The organism is Pedobacter sp. KACC 23697, from assembly GCF_045348445.1.
Taxonomy (GTDB): domain Bacteria; phylum Bacteroidota; class Bacteroidia; order Sphingobacteriales; family Sphingobacteriaceae; genus Pedobacter.
In genome coordinates, this window is record NZ_CP157485.1 from 1 (window position 1) to 16621 (window position 16621).

At 43.2% G+C, this 16621-nt stretch carries 11 protein-coding genes, 2 tRNA genes and 3 rRNA genes; 9 read left to right on the top strand and 7 right to left on the bottom strand.

What is annotated here, in order from left to right:
- Positions 1–1431: a chromosomal replication initiator protein DnaA gene (gene dnaA, locus ABEG20_RS00005; RefSeq protein ID WP_090502090.1), complete on the top strand. Its 1431-nt coding sequence runs from the start codon at positions 1–3 to the stop codon at positions 1429–1431.
- 110 nt (positions 1432–1541) lie between these two features.
- Here dnaA and ABEG20_RS00010 read toward each other — a convergent pair whose 3' ends face one another.
- From ABEG20_RS00010 to ABEG20_RS00030, 5 genes are all read right to left on the bottom strand, one after another.
- Positions 1542–2090 carry an NUDIX hydrolase gene (locus ABEG20_RS00010; protein WP_406825382.1) on the bottom strand — a complete coding sequence of 183 codons (549 nt, stop codon included), beginning with the start codon at positions 2088–2090 and terminating at the stop codon, positions 1542–1544.
- Positions 2091–2125: 35 nt separating this feature from the next.
- On the bottom strand, positions 2126–2515 hold the full coding sequence (locus tag ABEG20_RS00015; RefSeq protein WP_406825383.1) for a hypothetical protein: 390 nt from the start codon (positions 2513–2515) through the stop codon (positions 2126–2128).
- A gap of 139 nt (positions 2516–2654) precedes the next feature.
- The gene (locus ABEG20_RS00020; protein ID WP_406825384.1) at positions 2655–3422 is read right to left on the bottom strand and encodes a TPM domain-containing protein; all 768 of its coding nucleotides are present in this window, start codon (positions 3420–3422) and stop codon (positions 2655–2657) included.
- A gap of 1 nt (position 3423) precedes the next feature.
- Positions 3424–3867 carry a TPM domain-containing protein gene (locus tag ABEG20_RS00025; protein ID WP_406825385.1) on the bottom strand — a complete coding sequence of 148 codons (444 nt, stop codon included), beginning with the start codon at positions 3865–3867 and terminating at the stop codon, positions 3424–3426.
- An 84-nt stretch (positions 3868–3951) separates the two neighbouring features.
- Positions 3952–4533, bottom strand: a complete 582-nt coding sequence (locus tag ABEG20_RS00030) for a LemA family protein (RefSeq protein ID WP_090502080.1) — start codon at positions 4531–4533, stop codon at positions 3952–3954.
- Between the two features lie 553 nt (positions 4534–5086).
- Here ABEG20_RS00030 and ABEG20_RS00035 point away from each other — a divergent pair.
- Genes ABEG20_RS00035 through ABEG20_RS00045 form a run of 3 tightly spaced genes read left to right on the top strand, consistent with a single transcriptional unit; the run spans position 5087 to position 7543 of the window.
- Positions 5087–6628, top strand: coding sequence for an NAD(P)/FAD-dependent oxidoreductase (locus tag ABEG20_RS00035; RefSeq protein WP_406825386.1), 1542 nt, complete (start codon positions 5087–5089; stop codon positions 6626–6628).
- A 34-nt stretch (positions 6629–6662) separates the two neighbouring features.
- A complete protein-coding gene (locus tag ABEG20_RS00040) occupies positions 6663–7130 on the top strand; it encodes a DinB family protein (RefSeq protein ID WP_406825387.1) in 468 nt (155 codons plus the stop codon).
- Between the two features lie 53 nt (positions 7131–7183).
- Complete coding sequence (locus ABEG20_RS00045) at positions 7184–7543, top strand: CoA-binding protein (protein WP_406825388.1); 360 nt, start codon at positions 7184–7186, stop codon at positions 7541–7543.
- Here ABEG20_RS00045 and ABEG20_RS00050 read toward each other — a convergent pair.
- Together ABEG20_RS00050 and ABEG20_RS00055 are read right to left on the bottom strand one after the other, a co-directional pair.
- Positions 7540–8649, bottom strand: coding sequence for an acyloxyacyl hydrolase (locus ABEG20_RS00050; protein ID WP_406825389.1), 1110 nt, complete (start codon positions 8647–8649; stop codon positions 7540–7542). The genes ABEG20_RS00045 and ABEG20_RS00050 overlap by 4 nt on opposite strands.
- Positions 8649–9605, bottom strand: a complete 957-nt coding sequence (locus ABEG20_RS00055) for a lipid A deacylase LpxR family protein (RefSeq protein ID WP_406825390.1) — start codon at positions 9603–9605, stop codon at positions 8649–8651. The genes ABEG20_RS00050 and ABEG20_RS00055 overlap by 1 nt, the downstream gene beginning before the upstream one ends.
- Before the next feature lie 1036 nt (positions 9606–10641).
- Between ABEG20_RS00055 and ABEG20_RS00060 the strand changes: the two genes are divergently transcribed.
- The 5 genes from ABEG20_RS00060 (at position 10642) to rrf (ending at position 16186) form a co-directional block, all read left to right on the top strand.
- Positions 10642–12163 (top strand): 16S ribosomal RNA (locus ABEG20_RS00060).
- A 264-nt stretch (positions 12164–12427) separates the two neighbouring features.
- A tRNA-Ile gene (locus tag ABEG20_RS00065) sits at positions 12428–12505 on the top strand.
- An 81-nt stretch (positions 12506–12586) separates the two neighbouring features.
- Positions 12587–12660 (top strand) — tRNA-Ala (locus ABEG20_RS00070).
- Positions 12661–13072: 412 nt separating this feature from the next.
- Positions 13073–15947 (top strand): 23S ribosomal RNA (locus tag ABEG20_RS00075).
- Positions 15948–16074: 127 nt separating this feature from the next.
- A 5S ribosomal RNA gene (gene rrf, locus ABEG20_RS00080) occupies positions 16075–16186 on the top strand.
- The 16S, 23S and 5S rRNA genes sit together here with 2 tRNA genes alongside, the layout of an rRNA operon.
- The last annotated feature ends 435 nt before the right edge of the window (positions 16187–16621 follow it).

Consider the following 16621-nt stretch of genomic DNA (forward strand, 5'->3'; position numbering starts at 1 on the left):
ATGGAAAAAACTTGTACAGAAGTATGGAAGAACTGTCTTCAAATTATTAAGGATAACATTCCGGGCCAAAGTTTCAAAACTTGGTTCGAGCCAATAACGGCTCTTAAATTGGAAGGCAAGGTTTTAACCATACAGGTGCCAAGTTTGTTCTTTTACGAATGGCTTGAAGAACATTATGTAGGCTTGCTGCGCAAGACTGTAAAAAAACAACTTGGAGAGGATGGCAGGTTGGAATATAATATCGTTGTAGATAAATCATCAAACAGCGGTAATCCTTATACTACCAATATGCCCTCAAATGGAAACGGAGCGGAGGCAAAGGTACAATCGATGCCGATTCCGGTTTCCATTAATAAGGATATTAAAAACCCATTTATTATCCCCGGATTAAAAAAATTAAATGTTGATCCGCAATTAAACGCTAACTATACTTTCGAAAATTATATTGAGGGAGATTGCAACCGCTTGGCACGTTCTGCAGGTTACGCTGTAGCGGCTAAACCGGGCGGTACGTCTTTTAACCCTTTAATGATTTACGGTGGAGTTGGTTTGGGTAAAACACACCTGGCGCAGGCAATCGGTAATGAGATTAAACGCAGTATGCCAGATAAACTGGTGATCTACGTAAGTTGTGAGAAATTCTGTCAGCAGTTCGTAGATTCCCTAAAAAACAATACCATTAACGATTTCGTTAATTTTTACCAGGCGATGGATGTCATCATCATGGATGATGTACATAACTTTGCAGGCAAAGAAAAAACACAGGATATTTTCTTCCACATTTTTAATCACCTGCATCAATCGGGCAAACAGGTAATCTTAACATCAGATAAGGCGCCAAAAGATTTAGCTGGTTTGGAAGAGCGTTTATTGAGCCGCTTTAAATGGGGTTTGTCTGCAGATTTACAGATTCCTGATCTGGAAACGCGTATCGCCATTTTAAGGAAAAAAATGTATGCCGATGGTATTGAGTTGCCCGGCGAAGTGGTAGAGTATGTTGCGCATAACATTGATAATAATGTGCGTGAGTTAGAAGGGGCTATGGTATCTCTTCTGGCACAAGCCACTTTGAATAAAAAAGAAATCGATTTAGCCCTGGCTAAACAGATGCTGAAGAATTTTATCAAAAATACTTCAAAAGAAATTTCAATGGAATACATCCAGAAATTGGTTTGCGAGTATTTCGAGGTTCCTGTTGATATGGTAAAGTCGCAAACACGTAAACGCGAAATTGTTCAGGCCCGTCAGATTTCAATGTATCTTTCTAAAAGCCATACCAAATCGTCGTTAAAAACAATTGGTGCTTTCTTCGGTGGCCGCGATCATAGTACCGTAATTTATGCTTGCCAAACGGTAGAAGATTTAATCGATACCGATAAGAAGTTCAAAGCTTATGTACACGATATCCAAAAGAAATTAAAAATGAGCTAAGCTTTTACAAGCTTATTGCTCAATAAAAAAGCAGCCAGATGTTTAAAATCTGGCTGCTTTTTTTAACTATAATTTTTGAGATAGGAATAAGGGACCTATCTCGAATTTTATTAACCTTGAGCTATTTCTTCGAGTCCGTAAAACAAAGCAGCAACATGTAACGCCTGGGCTATTTTATTTTCTTTGATCAGTTGCTTTACCTCCTCAACAGTATATTCTTCCACATTTAAAATTTCGTGTTCATCTAGATGCTGCTCATGGGTTTTGATACCACCCGTTAAGAAATAGGTAAAGGTTCTGTTGTTTGAAGTAGCTGGATTAGGATAAAGTTCGGCAACAAATTTACAGGTTTTAAAACTGTAACCGGTCTCTTCCAATAATTCACGTTTCACGGCAAACTCCGGAGCTTCATCACCGTCAATTACACCACCAGGAACCTCAAGCGAAATAATATCAGCTGCATGGCGGTACTGGCGTACCATAATTATTTTCCCTGCTTCTGTAAGTGCTATCGCATTAACCCAGTTAGGATACTCTAAAACATAATAATCGTCTTTTATCACGCCACCTGGAAGCTTTACTTCATCAATACGCAAGGTAGCCCACTGTGCGCGTACTAAATATTTAGAGGCAAGTTTCTGCCACTTTTCTATAATCATTTAATTTATATTGTTTAGTGCCGTGCGCCAGGCGCTTAGCGTATGTATTGCTGTATCGTTTTCTGGCGGTGCAGATTTACCAAATGTACAATCTTATGTTTGTCTGACAAGTATTGATAAACTAAATTAAGTTTGGGCGCTATGCTTTGGTTACGCTCCTGGCTTAGCCCTAACTCATAATATAGAAATTCGCTTAACGAATCGAGTTTTTCAGGAGGAAGGTTACCTGCAGTGAGCCACTTTTCAAAAACAGAAAGATCTTCATTTTCAAGAATTTCTTTTGGTAACTTAAAGCCTCCTTCCATAGTTTCGTCAAAAAGCTGGTTGGCCTCAGCCAATTTTCCCTCCAACTTTAAGCCCATAATACGGGCCAGAACCTGTGCAAGTTTTTGTATTTCTGCTGTGATTAAATCTCTTCGGTACATTATTGTTGTAATGTTAGGTTGTTAAAAAGTTAAAATATTCTGTAACATTCAGAACAAAAATCTTTTCCAATCTACGGACTACGGACTACGGACTACGGACTACGGACTACGGACTACGGACTACGGACTACGGACTACGTTACCAGCTTCCGCTGCTACCGCCTCCACCAAAGCTTCCTCCGCCAAAACCACCGAATCCACCGCCACCGCCAGAAGAACCGCCGCCCCAGCCACCGCTGCTCCGGCCACCGCCACTTCCAAAGAGCATAGCCCAAAATAATGCATTAGATGCGCCGCGTCCGCCAATTACTTCACTTCCACCACCTCCACCTTTTCGCATGATGATGATAATCACAATTACAATAATAATAATGATAACAATACTACCTGAGCCACCTTTTTTTGACGAGGCTTTCGGGTTATCGTTTTTATATTCACCTCTGGTATATTTTATAATCGATGTGGTAGCTTCATCCAGGCCTGCATAATAATTCCCAGCTTTAAAATTGGGTTTAATATCGTTATCAATGATCCGCTTGGCATAAATGTCGGGTAGTGCACCTTCCAGGCCGTAGCCTGTTTGGATAGAAATTTTTCGGTCGCCCACGGCCACAACAATCATAATGCCGTTGTTTTTGCCATTTTGGCCAACACCCCATTTTCTGCCCAGTTCTACGGCATATTCATTAATATCATAATCGCCTATAGATTTTAAAATAGCAATGGCGATCTGTGTGGAGGATGAGTCGTTAAAGGTTACAAGTTTATTTTCGAGCGCCTGTTTCTGATCTGCCGGTAATACATTGGCATAATCGTTAACTAAAGTGTTAGGCTTTTCTGGAAAATCCTGCGCAAAAGCAAAAGTGAATAATAAACTGAATAATGATAAAAGGAATATTTTCTTCATCTTATTTGTTCTTTAGGTTATCCATAAAAACAATATCGTTCGGCAATTCATTAATATCACCTTTTTGCGGAGGGAAAAACAAGGCTAACTTTTCTCCGGCCAATGCTATGCCTGCAATAATGCCATCAGCCAGATTACCTTTTGCAAAATGCGCTGTCATGGCAATTTTAGTCGTTTCCCAAAAGTTGTCAGGCACCACCTGGTGAATGCCAACATCGCCTATAATGGCAAATTTATGGTCGGCATGTGCCAGGTAGATCAGCACACCATTTCTCTTTGCAGTTTTATCCATATCCAGTTTAGCAAAATATTCGGTGGCCTTTTCATACGGATCGCCTGCGCAATGTTTATCAATAGCAATTCTAATTTCTCCGGAAGTTGCTCTTTCCGCATCGGAGATTGCATTTGCTATTCTTTCTTGTTCAATATCTGAAAATAATGGCATGTACTTATTTTTATATGAAGTAAAAAGGGTAATAAATGTTTAGTTTATAAACATTCACTACCCTTATATCTTTTGTCGGGAATATTAAAATTCTACTTTAGGTGCATCTTTTGCAGAAGCATCAGCCTCAAAATATCCTTTAGGTTTAAATCCGAACATGCCAGCTGTTAAATTAGTAGGGAAAGATCTGATTTTACCATTATATTCCTGTACGGCATCATTAAAATCTTTACGCGCAACAGTAATCCTGTTTTCGGTACTTTCCAGTTGCGCCGATAAATCACTAAATTGTTGTGTTGCCCTTAATTCAGGATAATTTTCTGTAATGGATAATAATTTACCTAAAGCCTGGCTCAATTGTCCCTGAGCAGCCTGATATTTTTGGATGTTCTCCGGCGTTAGTTCATCAGCTTTAACTGTCATCTGTGTTGCTTTTGCACGTGCTTCGGTTACGGCTGTTAAAGTACCCTGCTCAAATTTAGCCGCCCCTTTTACTGTAGCTACCAGGTTCGGAATCAAATCTGCTCTTCTTTGATACTGGGTTTGCACCGTTCCCCATTTCGATTTAACGTTCTCATCCAATTTAACCATGCTGTTATAGCCGCATGAACTTAAAGTGCTCACTGCAATAACTGCAGCTAAAAATCCAAATATTAATCTTTTCATTTTTATGGTTTTGTCTTTTTAATAGAATTGATTGATGGTCAATTTACGAATTAGATATCAAATTGCATGCCTTTGTTACACTTTCGGTATTTATCTGACAGGTTGACAAGCTACTCCTTGAATTTAATGAGATTATATTAATGTTTTTTGTTTTGGAGCGCGAGGTTCCCCACATTTTTTAAGCGGATGTTCCTGCTCTCCGCTTTATCCCGGTGAAAACCTGTGAAACCAGCAGGCACACCAAAATATTATATAACCTGGTGCTTAATCGGAATGCCCGCTCCGATCAGGGCTATACCATTAGGTCCGTAGCATGGAAAACCGAAATAGTAGCAGAAATAACCCGTATAAACCCGATCGAACGGATGCCCCCGGCCTTGACCGGGGCAGGAGGTAGAGCGGGAAGAAACCGACCTATGGAATACCGCATTTGCTTTCCAAAAAAATAAAGGATACTTTAGTCTGTTAATAACTTTTATTCATCACCTGAAATCATCAAATATGCTATCAGTTGCCTATCTTTGTATTGTTCAGGATAAAAACCTGACTGAATATGCAGAAAGACATCGAAATTACTTTGCTCCCTGATCAGGTTGAGCAAACTGAAGTTATTAAACAGAAACTGGCCGAAGGTTTAAAACTTTCTGAAACAAGAATTAAAGGCTACGAAATTCTGAAAAGATCGATCGATGCCCGTTCCAGAAAGGTGATTTTTCGTTTACAGGTAAGGGTTTTTGTAGATGAAGAAGCCATTCCTGAAGTTTATACCCTCAACTACCCCAACGTGAGCGGAGCCAAACCGGTAATTATCATCGGCGCTGGCCCGGCAGGTTTGTTTGCGGCACTGCAATGTATTGAAAATGGATTAAAACCCATAATTATCGAAAGAGGTAAAGACGTTAAACAACGCCGGAGAGATCTGGCAGCCATCAATAAGCAAGGTTTGGTTAACACCGAATCTAATTATTGTTATGGCGAAGGCGGCGCAGGTACCTACTCTGACGGTAAACTATATACACGTTCCAATAAACGTGGCGATATTAATAAAGTACTGCAGGTTTTTGTAAACCATGGGGCAGAACCTGATATTGCCATTGATGCCCGTCCGCATATTGGTACCAACAAACTTCCACACATCATTACTGCGATAAAAGATACCATTTTGAATGCCGGGGGAGAGGTATTTTTCGATAGTAAGATGACCGACATTTTGATCGAATTTGGAAAGGTAAAAGGAATAGAGGTGAATTTTGAAGAAAAACTCCTTGCTGATAATATTATCCTGGCAACTGGTCATTCTGCAAGAGATGTGTATCAATTATTGAACAGTAAAAACATCTTAATTGAAGCCAAGCCATTTGCTTTAGGTGTGCGGATTGAACATCCCCAGGAAATTATCGATTCAGCCCAATACCACTGCGATATCCGTTCTGAATTTTTGCCGCCAGCTTATTACAGTTTAGTTGAGCAGGTTGGTGCACGCGGCGTATTTTCTTTTTGTATGTGCCCTGGAGGTATAATTGCTCCCTGTTCTACTGGCGAAAATGAAATAGTGGTTAACGGCTGGTCGCCATCTAAAAGGAATAATCCTTATGCCAATTCGGGGACGGTAGTTCAGGTGACGTTAAATGATGTTCAGGGTTATGATCCGCTGAGGATGTTGCATTTTCAATCGGAGATCGAGAAAATGGCTTTTGAGGCCGGTGGCGGAAACCTGGTAGCCCCTGCACAGCGTATGGTCGATTTTGTGAACAATAAATTATCGATAGATTTGCCAAAGAACTCCTATCTGCCTGGAACCAAAAGTTCGATGCTGGATAATATCCTTCCTGAATTTGTATCTGATAGTCTGCGCGCGGCATTGCCTTTATTTGGTAAAAAAATAAGGGGCTATTACACAAATGAAGCTATTTTAGTAGGAGTAGAAAGCAGAACTTCCTCTCCGGTAAGGATTCCGAGAGATAAAGAGACTTATCAGCACCCCCAGGTAAAAGGTTTATATCCCTGTGCAGAAGGGGCAGGTTATGCCGGTGGGATTGTTTCGGCAGCAATTGATGGAATTAACTGTGCAAATGCAATATTGAACGCATCATAACAAACTTTTATAGTATGCCAATTGTTATTTTGTCATGTTCAATATTACAAACGAAATAAAAAAAGCTTTTAACGGAGATGCCTGGCATGGTAACCATGTGATGCAGACACTAAATAATGTGAATCCTGAAATTGCATTTAGTCATTTTGTACCGGGCGCACATTCTATTGCCGAAATTGCCCTGCACTTAACCGCATGGACCGAAGAAGTTTCTTCCAGGTTGATAGGTAAACCAGCTGCTGAGCCTGAAAGAGGCGATTGGCCTGAACCTGAAGAGCGGACAGCCCAGGCTTGGGAGCGCATTATCTTTGATTTTAAAATTGCGAACGAAGAACTGATCCGCCTTTGTGAAAGCCTGAAAGATAACCAATGGGATGATGAAGTAAAGGGCGAGCGTAATCCTGCATTAGGTACGGGGGTAACCAATATAGAATTGGTAAGCGGTTTGGCACAACACCATGCCTACCACTCCGGTCAGATTGCTTTATTATCTAAATTTTGATTTGCGTAACTTTCAATCGGTGTAATCTCTTCATCTGAATAATCAATTTTAAAATGAAAAAGACTTTAATTATTGGCGCATCGCCAGACCCATCAAGATATTCGTACAAGGCAGCCCATATGCTCAAGCGCTTCAATCATGACATTGTTAATGTTGGCATAAAAAAAGGAGAAGTAGCAGGTGTTGAAATTGAAAAGCCCGGAGAAATCCATCAGGATATCGATACCATTACCTTATATATTGGTCCTGCTTTGCAGCCACAATACCACGATTATATTCTGGCTACCAAGCCAAAGCGGGTAATCTTCAATCCAGGCACTGAAAATTACGAACTGGAGAAACTATTGGATCAGCATGATATCGAACCTGTTGAAGCCTGCACTTTAGTATTACTTAGTACCGGACAGTATTAAAACCTGTACACCACCCCCCAGTTTACAAAATCTGCCTGTGCAAAGTGCATATAGGTTTTGGCTTGTAATCCAATATGTGGAGTAATATTAAATGTAGGTCCAAATGTCCAGTACCAGGTCGCTTTATCCATTAATCTGTTGTAGTGGATGTATTTCCCGATCTGAGCTGCGATAGTTACCCTCCATAAATTAATGTCGGCACCAATACTGATGCCTGTGCGCCATTTATCATATGAGGTGCCGTAGTTTTGAAACGTGTTGCTATAATTATTGGGATCGAAAGTGGTATAGTAATAAACCGCATCGGCACCTGCCTTAAGCGACATGATATCATTCAGGTAAAAATTGTAACCTGCATAAATCCCGCTTTTGTATAAGCTTTTGGTTCTGTCACCAAATACCCCCCTGGCGCCTAAACCCGCACTAAGTTCAATAGAATTGCGCTGTAAAGTAGTATAGGTGCTTTTCCGCTCTGCAGTTAATGGCTTCTGATTGTTTAACTTTAAGCCTATATAAACATTTCCAGTATTCAAACCTCCGTTAGGCACCGTTGCACCACCATTTGAAACATGTAAGAAACCTAAACCCAAGAGTAAATCAGTGAATTTGCTTATTGGCAACTCCATGCCTAAATCTGCTTTAATGGTTTCGTTAACCGGGCTTCCCAAAAATCTGTTTTTGGTATTATTATAATAATACTTGTTTGTATAACCCAAGCCGACACCAGGTGTAAAATTAAATTTGGCTTTCCCGATTTTCAATAACTGGAAATCCATCTGGGCTACCAGGCCATATACCTGCCCAAAAGCATTGGCCGAAGTATCTTTTGTACCTTTCAGTTTGCTTAAATCCCTAAAAATAAAACCGACCCCGTAAGATTTAGCTCCACTAAATCCAATCCATTTATCGCTGTTCTGGCTAATGTCCTTAAAATAAGCGGCATCAAATCCGGTAATCTGATCCTGAAACAAATGTCCCTGATCGTTATTGATATGTGTGCCAAATATGGGCTTAAGAATAATTGAATGGTTCTCAGGAGCAATTTGAGCCTTCGCAAGTGAGCAAACGGTAATAACGAAAATAAAAAGGAGTAGTTGTTTTTTCATTAGTTTTTACTAAAACGGTAAGCAAGACTATAAAAGGCATAACGGTAGCCGGTCGCACTGTTTTTAACTTCATTCGAGGTAAAGGTAGCGGTGTAATTGGCTGTCCAGCGTGCAATGGCAAAAGTTAAGCCCAGCTGAGTGGTAAAAACAAAAGGTTTTGGTTTAAAGGTAATCGGTCCCTTATCACTCCTGAATAAACCACCCTGCAGGCTCGAATCAAATGCCACAGCATGTAATTGCGGACTAACCGAAAGAAAAAGTTCGTATTTACGTGGCGCTTTATAGTCATTGTTATTACTCACCAAACTGTTAAAAGCTGCTGAGCCTTCCATATCGTTAAATCTGCCCAAACGGAACATGGTGCCAAGGTTTGCCTTTGTAATCACGTTGCCAAGTGCAGCTGAAGCCGTTCCGGTAACATCGAATACCTTATTATTGGTGGTTATTAAAAGCTTGTTGTATTCGGCGCCCAAGTTCAGTGCAGGCTCACTTTTTAAGCCATATTCCCAACCTTCAATCTGGTTTTGACCAACTAATTTGTGAAATGCTTTCTGAAATTTTTCGCCCAAAGCATCTTTTCCCGTAACGCCAAGCTGTGCCGAAACCTTTAACAGCTGTTTGTTATTGTAAAACCGGCTATAATTAGCCTCGCCATATAAGTACGCTGTGAAAGGCCTGTCATGTAAAGCCGGATTAGGCACGAAACTATAATAGGGATTGTATATTTTTTGACCAAGCTCAAAGCCGATAATCTCTTTGCTTCTCGCGGTTTTCAGTTTTTCACCATTTAAAGCATGCCTAAATTTAATAAAAGCACCGTTTGTATAATAGCGGTCGCTGGTAATATCAATATAAGCATCATTCTCGGATATAATAACAAGCTCATTTTTGTAATTTTGCGCGTAACTAATTTCTGCTATGCCGATAAATAGCATAGAAAAGTATATTTTGAGCATCAACTTCATTGGTTTGGATGGTTTATTAAAGGCTATAAAAGTATTAATTATTGTTCAAAATATCGATACCACAATCCTTTGTTAGGCTTTGTTTATTCTTTTAGAATTTTTTTATTACTTTTTTCAGTAAAGCAGGTTTCGTGCTACTATATAGGTATGTTCCCGTTATTCGCTTCAAAGCCTCGGTTCGTTCCTCACCTTCGTGTTTTCCGCTGCTATCGGGTTTAGGTGGGCAGGTGATCCGGAAGTTTTAAGGGGCTGGGTGCAGGGGGAAGTTTCGGAAGTTTTTTAGATCAACCCTCACGGGCTTTCAAAACCTGCGGCGTTTATCGGCAGGTGCAAACACTCAATTCCTTAAAAAGTTTTAAGCGCATCAAAACTTTTTCTTACTGAAAATCATGAACTTACATAAAAGGCAGTATTCTCCCGGAGAAAACGTTTGGATGCTGTGATATTTTTCCTACTTTTGCATCCCGCTTCGGAGGAAGGGTTTTAGTTTGAAAGGCAGGCATAGAGATACAGGGAGCGAGATTTATTTTAAAATAAATATTGCGGAAGCGTAAAAGATTGCTACCTTTGCAGCCCGGTTCGGAAGAACGGAAAGCCAGTTAAACCTGGCATATTGAAAAGCAAACAAGGAAAAAAAAGAAGGCTTAAAAAATAAAATTTATTTTATTTGGAAGTTCGGAAAAGTTCCTTACCTTTGCACTCCCAACTGAAACGAAGGGCAAAAAAGTTGGAGCAGCGGATGTTGCACAAACAACAAAAAAGATTGAAACAAACGGAAACACGTTGAAGACGAATAAGACTTGAACGAACAGAAGTTTGAAGATATATAAAGACGGGCCGTGAGGCAACAACAGTCAATAAGTTCTTAAAAGAGATGTCAATGTAGCGTAGCGAGGTAATGGAGTACCGATCAAAGTACATGATTACGTAGCTTTATTTTAAAGGTGGTGTCTAACAGACAACATAAAAAAAAAGAAGACTATTTTTAACAATAGTTAAAACTGGTCAGCATCTTACAACACATTTTACAATGGAGAGTTTGATCCTGGCTCAGGATGAACGCTAGCGGCAGGCCTAATACATGCAAGTCGAACGATATTTTCCAGCTTGCTGGAAGAGAAAGTGGCGCACGGGTGCGTAACGCGTATGCAACCTACCTTTATCAGGGGGATAGCCCGGAGAAATCCGGATTAATACCGCATAAAATCACAGAATAGCATTATTTAATGATCAAACATTTATGGGATAAAGATGGGCATGCGTGTCATTAGCTAGTTGGCGGGGTAACGGCCCACCAAGGCGACGATGACTAGGGGATCTGAGAGGATGACCCCCCACACTGGTACTGAGACACGGACCAGACTCCTACGGGAGGCAGCAGTAAGGAATATTGGTCAATGGAGGCAACTCTGAACCAGCCATGCCGCGTGCAGGAAGACTGCCCTATGGGTTGTAAACTGCTTTTATCCGGGAATAAACCTCTGCTCGTGAGCAGAGCTGAATGTACCGGAAGAATAAGGATCGGCTAACTCCGTGCCAGCAGCCGCGGTAATACGGAGGATCCAAGCGTTATCCGGATTTATTGGGTTTAAAGGGTGCGTAGGCGGCCTGTTAAGTCAGGGGTGAAAGACGGTAGCTCAACTATCGCAGTGCCCTTGATACTGATGGGCTTGAATGGACTAGAGGTAGGCGGAATGAGACAAGTAGCGGTGAAATGCATAGATATGTCTCAGAACACCGATTGCGAAGGCAGCTTACTATGGTCTTATTGACGCTGAGGCACGAAAGCGTGGGGATCAAACAGGATTAGATACCCTGGTAGTCCACGCCCTAAACGATGAACACTCGCTGTTGGCGATACACAGTCAGCGGCTAAGCGAAAGCGTTAAGTGTTCCACCTGGGGAGTACGCCCGCAAGGGTGAAACTCAAAGGAATTGACGGGGGCCCGCACAAGCGGAGGAGCATGTGGTTTAATTCGATGATACGCGAGGAACCTTACCCGGGCTTGAAAGTTAGTGAATGATCTAGAGATAGATCAGTGAGCAATCACACGAAACTAGGTGCTGCATGGCTGTCGTCAGCTCGTGCCGTGAGGTGTTGGGTTAAGTCCCGCAACGAGCGCAACCCCTATGTTTAGTTGCCAGCATGTAAAGGTGGGGACTCTAAACAGACTGCCTGTGCAAACAGAGAGGAAGGAGGGGACGACGTCAAGTCATCATGGCCCTTACGTCCGGGGCTACACACGTGCTACAATGGACGGTACAGAGGGCAGCTACATAGCAATATGATGCGAATCTCACAAAGCCGTTCACAGTTCGGATTGGGGTCTGCAACTCGACCCCATGAAGTTGGATTCGCTAGTAATCGCGTATCAGCAATGACGCGGTGAATACGTTCCCGGGCCTTGTACACACCGCCCGTCAAGCCATGGAAGTTGGGGGTACCTAAAGTATGTAACCGCAAGGAGCGTCCTAGGGTAAAACCGATAACTGGGGCTAAGTCGTAACAAGGTAGCCGTACCGGAAGGTGCGGCTGGAATACCTCCTTTCTGGAGTAGCACCGCCTACTCGCCACGCAACATGATATTTCGAATTAAGGTAGAATGTTAAAGCATAAAGACTAAAGCTGAAAGGCGGTTGTTGATACTTGATACTGACTACTTTAAAAACACAAGAGAAAAAAAGAAACACCCAGAAGAAAACGGTGGGCTGCTATCAAGGTAAGCTTAACGGAGACAAGAAGGGGAAGCCAAAGGAAGCAGTAGCGGTAAGATACTATATACTGCGAACAGATGCTTTACCTTAAAACAAGAAGTCCCGTAGCTCAGCCTGGTTAGAGCACTACACTGATAATGTAGGGGTCTCCAGTTCAAATCTGGACGGGACTACCATTGAAGTTTACAATTGGCGGTTTGCAGTTAACAGTTATCATAACTGGAAACTGATAACTGAACAATGGAAACTGATACTCTGGGGGATTAGCTCAGCTGGCTAGAGCGCCTGCCTTGCACGCAGGAGGTCAACGGTTCGACTCCGTTATTCTCCACCTTGGAGCTGTAAAGCTTAAAGACCAAAGCAGAAAGCTTTTAAAAAACAGAAAACACCTTATTATCGGGATCGGTAATATACATTGACATAAAGAAAAAATAAAAGAAGAAAACGCCATGGGGCACATATACAGATATAATGATATCGAAATATGAAACGGTTCGAGACCGCAGTTTTTTACTAATAAGGTTAAGCAGAGGCTTAGGCGCAGGACAATGAAACCCTCCACCTTTACACCCTCCCCCTTCAACCTTAATAAAGTTCTTTGACATATTGGAAGAAGTTAAAAAAGAAGAGCAAACAACAATAGGCGACTGTTGTGTTTGTGCTCTCCCGACGTAAAGTTGGGAATGAGACATCATAACAAGAGCAAAAAAGCATACCATATGGCGCAAAAGGCATATGAGTAGAAGAAAGTAATAAAGAGTACACGGGGGATGCCTTGGCTCTCAGAGGCGATGAAGGACGTGATAAGCTGCGATAAGCTTCGGGTATTTGCAAATAGGAATTGATCCGAAGATTTCCGAATGGGGCAACCCGGCATGTTGAAGACATGTCACATATAATGAGCAAACCTGCCGAACTGAAACATCTAAGTAAGCAGAGGAAGAGAAAATAACAATGATTTCCTGAGTAGTGGCGAGCGAAAGGGAAAGAGCCCAAACCTACCTTGTTACGGCAAAGTGGGGGTTGTAGGACTGCAACATGGCATTAGCAACCAGAAGTGGAATGGGATGGGAAGCCCAGCGATACACGGTGATAGCCCGGTACACGTATAGAATGCTAGCCTAGCAGTATCCTGAGTACCGCGAGGTCGGAGACGCCTTGTGGGAATCAGCCGGCACCATCCGGTAAGGCTAAATACTCCTGAGAGACCGATAGTGAACCAGTACCGTGAGGGAAAGGTGAAAAGAACCCCGAACAGGGGAGTGAAATAGAACCTGAAACCGTGTACTTACAAGCGGTCGGAGCTGGCAGGTCCAGTGACGGCGTGCCTTTTGCATAATGAGCCTACGAGTTACTCTTCTCTGGCAAGGTTAAGTGCTTCAGGCACGGATCCGAAGCGAAAGCGAGTCTGAATAGGGCGTATAGTCAGAGGAGGTAGACGCGAAACCTTGTGATCTACCCATGGACAGGTTGAAGGTGCGGTAACACGTACTGGAGGACCGAACCGATAAACGTTGAAAAGTTTCCGGATGATCTGTGGGTAGGGGTGAAAGGCTAATCAAACTGGGAAATAGCTCGTACTCCCCGAAATGTTTTTAGGAACAGCGTCGGTGTAGAGTTATATAGAGGTAGAGCTACTGATTGGGTGCGGGGGAGTCAAATCCTACCAAATCCAGACAAACTCCGAATGCTATATAATATAACCGGCAGTGAGGCGCGGGGTGCTAAGGTCACGCGCCGAGAGGGAAAGAACCCAGACCATCAGCTAAGGTCCCCAAGTTACAGTTAAGTTGAACTAACGAGGTCCGATTGCACAGACAGCTAGGATGTTGGCTTGGAAGCAGCCATTCATTTAAAGAGTGCGTAACAGCTCACTAGTCGAGCGATCGGGCATGGATAATAAACGGGCATTAAACTGTACACCGAAGCTATGGGATTGAAATATATCGGTAGGGGAGCATTCTATCGGCAGTGAAGGTACCTGGTAATGGGTGCTGGAGCTTATAGAAAAGCAAATGTAGGCATAAGTAACGATAAGGCGGGCGAGAAACCCGCCCACCGAAAGGATAAGGTTTCCTGATCAACGCTAATCGGATCAGGGTTAGTCGGGACCTAAGGAGAACCCGAAGGGGAAATTCGATGGACAACGGGTTAATATTCCCGTACTTTTTATAACTGCGATGTGGGGACGGAGTAGTGACACTGCCGCGATCTGACGGAATAGATCGTTAAAGGCTGTAGGTATTAGAACGGTAGGCAAATCCGCCGATCTAGCTGAGCGCTGATAGTACCGCAAGCCTTCGGGTGCGTGGATAGAGCAGGTAATCAGACTTCCAAGAAAAACCGCTAAGCTTCAGGTTATAAAAACCCGTACCGCAAACCGACACAGGTATCCGGGAAGAGGATTCTAAGGTGCTCGAGTGAATCATGGCTAAGGAACTCGGCAAAATGGCCCTGTAACTTCGGGAGAAGGGGCGCTGGCAGTAATGTCAGCCGCAGTGAAAAGGCCCAGGCGACTGTTTAACAAAAACACATGGCTTTGCAAAATCGAAAGATGAGGTATAAGGCCTGACACCTGCCCGGTGCTGGAAGGTTAAGAGGGGATGTCATCGTAAGAGAAGCATTGAATCGAAGCCCCAGTAAACGGCGGCCGTAACTATAACGGTCCTAAGGTAGCGAAATTCCTTGTCGGGTAAGTTCCGACCTGCACGAATGGTGTAACGATCTGGGCGCTGTCTCAGCCATGAGCTCGGTGAAATTGTGGTCCCGGTGAAGACGCCGGGTACCCGCAACGGGACGGAAAGACCCCATGCACCTTCACTACAATTTAACATTGACATTGGATACAGGATGTGTAGGATAGGTGGGAGGCTTTGAAGCGGCGTCGCTAGGCGTCGTGGAGCCAACGTTGAAATACCACCCTTTCTGTATTCGGTGTCTAATCCTTCAAAGAGGGAGACATTGTTTGATGGGTAGTTTGACTGGGGTGGTCGCCTCCAAAAAGGTAACGGAGGCTTTCAAAGGTAAGCTCAGTACGCTTGGTAACCGTACGCGGAGTGCAATAGCATAAGCTTGCTTGACTGTGAGACATACAGGTCGATCAGGGTCGAAAGACGGATATAGTGATCCGGTGGTTCTGCATGGAAGGGCCATCGCTCAAAGGATAAAAGGTACGCTGGGGATAACAGGCTGATCTCCCCCAAGAGCTCATATCGACGGGGAGGTTTGGCACCTCGATGTCGGCTCGTCACATCCTGGGGCTGGAGAAGGTCCCAAGGGTTCGGCTGTTCGCCGATTAAAGTGGCACGCGAGCTGGGTTCAGAACGTCGCGAGACAGTTCGGTCCCTATCTGTTGTGGGCGTAGGAATTTTGAGTGGGGCTGACCTTAGTACGAGAGGACCGGGTTGGACCAGCCTCTAGTGAATCTGTTGTTCCGCCAGGGGCATTGCAGAGTAGCTACGCTGGGAATAGATAAGCGCTGAAAGCATCTAAGTGCGAAACTAGCCACGAGATGAGAATTCCATATAGGACCGTAGCAGACTACTACGTTGATAGGCTACAGATGTAAAGCTGGTGACAGCACAGTCGAGTAGTACTAATCATCCGAAGCTTTCAAAGCAAACAGACTGTTGTTTGTTCTTCAAACTAACTTCTTTCAATAATATGTCACTGTTTAGCGTATAGCGCTGAGCGTACAGCGGTAAACGCCTGACGCGAAACGCCAACCGCTCAACATTAAAAATATTCAGGTGCCTATATCGGTGGTGTCCACCTCTTCCCATTCCGAACAGAGAAGTTAAGCCCACCAGAGCCGATGGTACTGCGGTAACACGTGGGAGAGTAGGTCGGTGCCAGATCTTAAAAGAAACCCTTCAGCAGAAATGTTGAAGGGTTTTCTTCGTTTACAGGGGTTTGGGCAGCGGGCGAAGCGCATGGGGTATAGGGTGGTTTCACACCATTGAGGGGTTAAGGAAAGTCAAGTTAGCTGTATCCGCCGAACACACCGATATCCGCAGAGACCATAGATCATCGTTTATCCATCTTACGTTGCTATTCTTCTTCGGTCCCGGGTTAAATAGCCCTGATGGGAGCGGCATCCCTTTTGGGCGGGTTAATCTGCCTAACAGATCAGGTTTCCCAAAAGGATAAAGCGTACAGCAGGACAGGACCCAGCCCATACACACAGGAAACTGCGCTTCAAAGTAATAAAGTAGTTTCTCACTACAAATAAAACTACCTTAGGTTAATAGGCCTATTTCAGTTTCAACAACATAAAATTTATTTCTTTCTTT

Excerpts from the sequence above, each read along its gene's own strand:
- dnaA (WP_090502090.1), top strand. The coding sequence starts at position 1 with ATGGAAAAAACTTGTACAGAAGTATGGAAGAACTGTCTTCAAATTATT.
- ABEG20_RS00010 (WP_406825382.1), bottom strand. The coding sequence starts at position 2,090 with ATGATTATAGAAAAGTGGCAGAAACTTGCCTCTAAATATTTAGTACGC.
- ABEG20_RS00015 (WP_406825383.1), bottom strand. The coding sequence starts at position 2,515 with ATGTACCGAAGAGATTTAATCACAGCAGAAATACAAAAACTTGCACAG.
- ABEG20_RS00020 (WP_406825384.1), bottom strand. The coding sequence starts at position 3,422 with ATGAAGAAAATATTCCTTTTATCATTATTCAGTTTATTATTCACTTTT.
- ABEG20_RS00025 (WP_406825385.1), bottom strand. The coding sequence starts at position 3,867 with ATGCCATTATTTTCAGATATTGAACAAGAAAGAATAGCAAATGCAATC.
- ABEG20_RS00030 (WP_090502080.1), bottom strand. The coding sequence starts at position 4,533 with ATGAAAAGATTAATATTTGGATTTTTAGCTGCAGTTATTGCAGTGAGC.
- ABEG20_RS00035 (WP_406825386.1), top strand. The coding sequence starts at position 5,087 with ATGCAGAAAGACATCGAAATTACTTTGCTCCCTGATCAGGTTGAGCAA.
- ABEG20_RS00040 (WP_406825387.1), top strand. The coding sequence starts at position 6,663 with ATGTTCAATATTACAAACGAAATAAAAAAAGCTTTTAACGGAGATGCC.
- ABEG20_RS00045 (WP_406825388.1), top strand. The coding sequence starts at position 7,184 with ATGAAAAAGACTTTAATTATTGGCGCATCGCCAGACCCATCAAGATAT.
- ABEG20_RS00050 (WP_406825389.1), bottom strand. The coding sequence starts at position 8,649 with ATGAAAAAACAACTACTCCTTTTTATTTTCGTTATTACCGTTTGCTCA.
- ABEG20_RS00055 (WP_406825390.1), bottom strand. The coding sequence starts at position 9,605 with ATGCTCAAAATATACTTTTCTATGCTATTTATCGGCATAGCAGAAATT.